2 protein-coding genes are annotated in these 4,397 nt (G+C 74.2%); both read left to right on the top strand.

Annotated features, from left to right (window positions below; all coding sequences use genetic code 11):
• Positions 1 to 672: methyltransferase domain-containing protein (locus BHU15_RS37605; protein WP_171908542.1), on the top strand; the 672-nt coding region annotated here is incomplete at its 5' end.
• 336 nt (positions 673 to 1,008) lie between these two features.
• Positions 1,009 to 4,278, top strand: coding sequence for a nicotinate-nucleotide--dimethylbenzimidazole phosphoribosyltransferase (gene cobT, locus BHU15_RS37610; protein WP_069631153.1), 3,270 nt, complete (start codon positions 1,009 to 1,011; stop codon positions 4,276 to 4,278).
• Positions 4,279 to 4,397 lie beyond the last annotated feature (119 nt).

The following is a 4,397-nucleotide window of genomic DNA, read 5'->3' on the forward strand; positions in this document are numbered from 1 at the left end:
GCCGCCGACCACGTGTGGCGCGACCCCAACGTCGTGATCGTCGTCGGCGGCATCGGCACCGCGCCCGTCCGTACCGGCGGCTGGATCGCGGGCCACGACCCCGAGTTCCCGCCCGCCGTACGGGGATGGGCGCTGCCCTCCGAGGAGTACGGCATCGACCTCGACGAGGGCGAGTCGACCTGGCTGCGCGCGGCCCAACTCGCCCGGCTCGGCGCCCGTACCGGCGACCTGGTGTGGGACATCGGATCCGGCAGCGGCGCACTCGCCGCCGAGGCGGGGCGCTTCGGCGCGGCCGTGATCGCCGTCGACGCCGAACCGGGGGCCTGCGCGAGCACGGCCGCCGCTGCCCGGCGCGCCGGCGTACAACTCGAAGTCGTGGAAGGCCGCGCGCCCCACGTGCTGGAGAACCTGCCCGAGCCCGACGTCGTACGCATCGGCGGCGGGGGAGTGGACGTCGTCGTCGCCTGCGCCGACCGCAGGCCCGCGCGCATCGTGACCCACGCGGCGACACGGGACGAGGCCGAGGCCGTCTGCACCGCGCTGCGCGAGGGCGGTTACGTGGTGGAATGCGTGCTGCTCCAGTCCGTCGAGATGGACACCGGTGCCTGGTCGGAGCGCGAACGCTCGGTGGTTTTCCTCGTCTCGGGGAGCCGGCCGGACCGCGCCCCCTGACCCTGTTGTCAGAGGCGCGGGGTAGGCTGACCGATCGTTGTACCGCAGCCGGTCGTTCGTCGCTTCGTTCGTCAATGTCCGGAAAAGGGGGTCGTTTTGGACCCTCATGTGGTACGGCTGCACCGGGGGACGCGCAACGTGGCGCAGCCCACAGTTGGCCGCCGCAGATCACCGCGTGTTGGCCGCGAACGGCCGCGAGAATACGTGAGGGTCGCGGCTCGGTTCGTGCCGCGCGGCGCCCACGCTCGTTGACACTGACGGGCGCCGGACGCGCCGTCGGATCGGGCGCCCCGGTCGAAGGGCCGAAGGAGCACAACCAATGGGCGAGGGGTACGCATGACTGACACCGGCCAGGTCCCGGGCGAGGGACAGCCGGAGAACGCAGGCATGGCGGAGCAGCCGGGCGACCCCGTTGCCGGCTCCTACGCCTACCTGGGCCCCTCCGAGAGTGCTCCCGAGGACGACGACCTTCTGCTGATGCCGAGTTCGCAGGGGGCGTGGGGCGATCCACAGCCGGCGCCTCCCTCCGAGCCGCTCGCGCCGGTGGCGCACGCCGTGCCCGAGCCCGTTGCCGCGGGGCAGATCCCGCCGCAGACGGGGCAGGGCGAGTTCGTGCCGCAGCAGGCGCAGGCGCAGTCCCAACTCGCGACGTACTCGCAGCCGGAGCCCCAGCCGCAGCTCGCGCCGGAGTTCCAGCCTGTGCCGGGCCCCGCCGAGGGCCTCCCGGAGTATCCGGCGCCGGACATGTCCCACATGCAGGTGCAGCCGGTGGCCGCGCCTGAGACGTACACCCCGGTGGACGCACCGACGGAGGCTCCGGTTCCGGAGGCCGTACCGCAACCTGCCCCGGAGTTGACCCGGGAAGCGGTCCAAGAGGCGCCGCAGGAAGCCGCGGAGGCCGTCGCGCCGCCCGTGGCGGCCGAGGCCCCGGCGTCCGTGAGCGAGCCGGGCGCGCACGAGACGGGTGGCCGCGACTCGGGCTCCGTCGACCTCGGAGCCGTACGCATCCCGACCGCCACGTCCACACCGACGCCGCCCCCCGCGCGCCGCCCGCTGCACATGGGCCCGCCGATGCCCGACTCGACGGGTGGCGTGGTGCGTTCACTCGCCGACCGCGGTCCCACGAGCACGCCGCCGGCCCCCGTCCGGGTACGGACCCAGGGGCCGCCCACGACCGGCCCCGAGTATCTGGACATCCCGCGCGAGGAGGCCGCCGCGCTGCCGGGACCGCAGCTCGGCGCGATTCCGGTGCAGGGCGCGGACCCGTGGGCGTCGGTGCCGCCGCAGTCCGACACGCCGGTGGCGGAGGCCCCGGCCCAGGAGGCCCCGGCTCCGGAGGCCCCGGTCGCGGTCGCCGTCGCCGAGGTGGTGCCGGAGGAAGCCGCTCCCGAGCCCTCCGCGGAAACGGTCGTCCCTGATCCCGAACCGGAGTCGGCCCCGGAGCCCGTGGCCTCTGAGCCGGTGGCCCCGGAACCGGTGGCGGAGCCCGTCCCCGTCCCGGTCGCCGAAGCCGTCGTCGTAGAGGAGGAGGCCCCGGTCGTCGAGCCGGTCGAGCCGGTCGAGCCGGTCGAGGCCGAGGAGAAGCGCGAGCCGATAGCGCTGCCCGGCGCGGACCCCGTCGAGCCGGAGCCGGAGCCCGAGCCGGTACCGGTCGCCGCGATGGAGGAGCCGGTGGAGGAGCCGGCGCCGACCCCTGAGCCGGCACCCACCCCGGAGCCTGAACCTGAACCGGAGCCCGCCCCCGAGCCGCCGGTGGAGACCGTCGCTCCGGTGGCCCCGACCTCCGCGCCCGAACCTGCGCCCGAACCTGCGCCCGAACCTGCGCCCGCGCCCGAACCCGCGCCAGAGCCCCCGGCCGTCGCCGAAGAGGTGTCACCCCGCGCCCCCGGGTACGACGACGCGGAGCGCGAGACCGTCCTGCGCGTCATGCGTGAACGCCGCGACATCCGCAACGGCTTCCGCCCCGACCCGATCCCGCACGAGGTGCTGCTCCGCGTCCTCGAAGCCGCGCACACCGCCCCCAGCGTCGGCCACTCGCAGCCCTGGGACTTCGTGGTCATCCGTTCCGCCGAGACCCGGCAGACCATGCACGAACTGGCCCAGCGCCAGCGCGACGCCTTCGCCAAGTCGCTCCCCAAGGGCCGGGCCAAGCAGTTCAGGGAACTGAAGATCGAGGCCATCCTCGACACCCCGGTGAACATCGTCGTCACCGCCGACCCGACACGCGGCGGCCGGCACACCCTGGGCCGCCACACGCAGCCGCAGATGGCGCCGTACTCCTCCGCGCTCGCCGTCGAGAACCTGTGGCTCGCCGCGCGTGCCGAAGGACTCGGCGTCGGCTGGGTGAGCTTCTTCGACGAGGGCGAGATGGTCCGCGCGCTCGGCCTCCCCGAGCACCTGGACGTGGTGGCGTATCTGTGTGTCGGGTACGTCGACGAGTTCCCGGAGGAGCCCGAACTGACGCAGGCGGGCTGGTCCAAGCGCCGCCCGCTGTCCTGGGTCGTCCACGAGGAGACGTACGGCCGCCGGGCCCTGCCCGGTGAGGAGCCGCACGACCTCCTCAAGGAGACGATCGCCGGTATCCGCCCTCTCGACGCCAAGGCGCTCGGCGAGGCGTGGGAGCGGCAGAAGCGGATGACGAAACCCGCCGGGGCGCTCGGCATGCTGGAGATCATCTCCGCGCAGCTCAGCGGCCTTTCCCGGATGTGTCCGCCGCCGATCCCCGAGCCCGCGGCCGTCGCGGTCTTCGCGGGCGACCACGGGGTGCACGCGCAGGGCGTCACCCACTGGCCCCAGGAGGTGACGGCGCAGATGGTCGCCAACTTCCTCGGTGGCGGCGCGGTCTGCAACGCCTTCGCGAACCAGGTGGGCGCGGAGGTCTGTGTCATCGATGTCGGCGTCGCGGGCGAACTGCCCGCCACACCCGGCCTGTTGCCCCGCAAGGTCCGGCCCGGCACGGCGGACTTCACGACCGGCTCCGCGCTGACCCGCGAAGAGGTGCTGGCCGCGATCGACGTGGGAATCGAGACGGCGCGCGATCTGGTGGCGGCGGGCAACAAGGGCCTGATCACCGGCGAGATGGGCATCGCCAACACCACGGCGTGCGCGGCGCTCATCTCCGTCTACACGGACCTGGACCCGGCCGAGGTCACCGGACGAGGCACGGGCATCAACGACGAGACGCACGCGCGCAAGGTCGACGTCGTCCGGCGCGGCCTCGAACTCCACCGCCCCGACCCGGCCGACCCCATCGGCGTCCTCGCGGCCTTCGGCGGCCTGGAGCAGGCGGCGCTCGTCGGCTTCCTGCTGGGCGGCGCCTCGCTGCGTACACCGGTCATCCTCGACGGCGTGAGCGCGGGAGCGGCGGCCCTCGTCGCCCGCGCGATCGCCCCCGAGGCCCTGGCGGCCTGCATCGCGGGCCACCGCAGCGCCGAACCGGGCCATGTGGCCGCCCTCAACAAACTGGGCCTGCGCCCCCTGGTCGACCTGGACCTCCGACTGGGCGAGGGCACGGGCGCCCTGCTGGCGCTCCCGGTGGTCCAGAGCGCGGCGAGGGCGATGCACGAGGTGGCGACGTTCGACTCGGCGGGAGTAACGGAGAAGTAGCCGCACCGGCCACCCCGGCCCCTTTCGGCCCTCCGGCGTTTGAGGCTTTTCAGCCCCTCCGGCGTTTGAGGAGCGGGGCCCGGGGCGGAGCCCTGAATCCCAGCCCGCCCGGCGTTTGA

This window comes from Streptomyces niveus, from assembly GCF_001723055.1.
GTDB classification, from domain to species: domain Bacteria; phylum Actinomycetota; class Actinomycetes; order Streptomycetales; family Streptomycetaceae; genus Streptomyces; species Streptomyces niveus.

What these genes read in the sequence shown, in the direction of transcription:
- cobT (WP_069631153.1), top strand. Translation starts at nt 1,009, where the DNA reads ATGACTGACACCGGCCAGGTCCCGGGCGAGGGACAGCCGGAGAACGCA.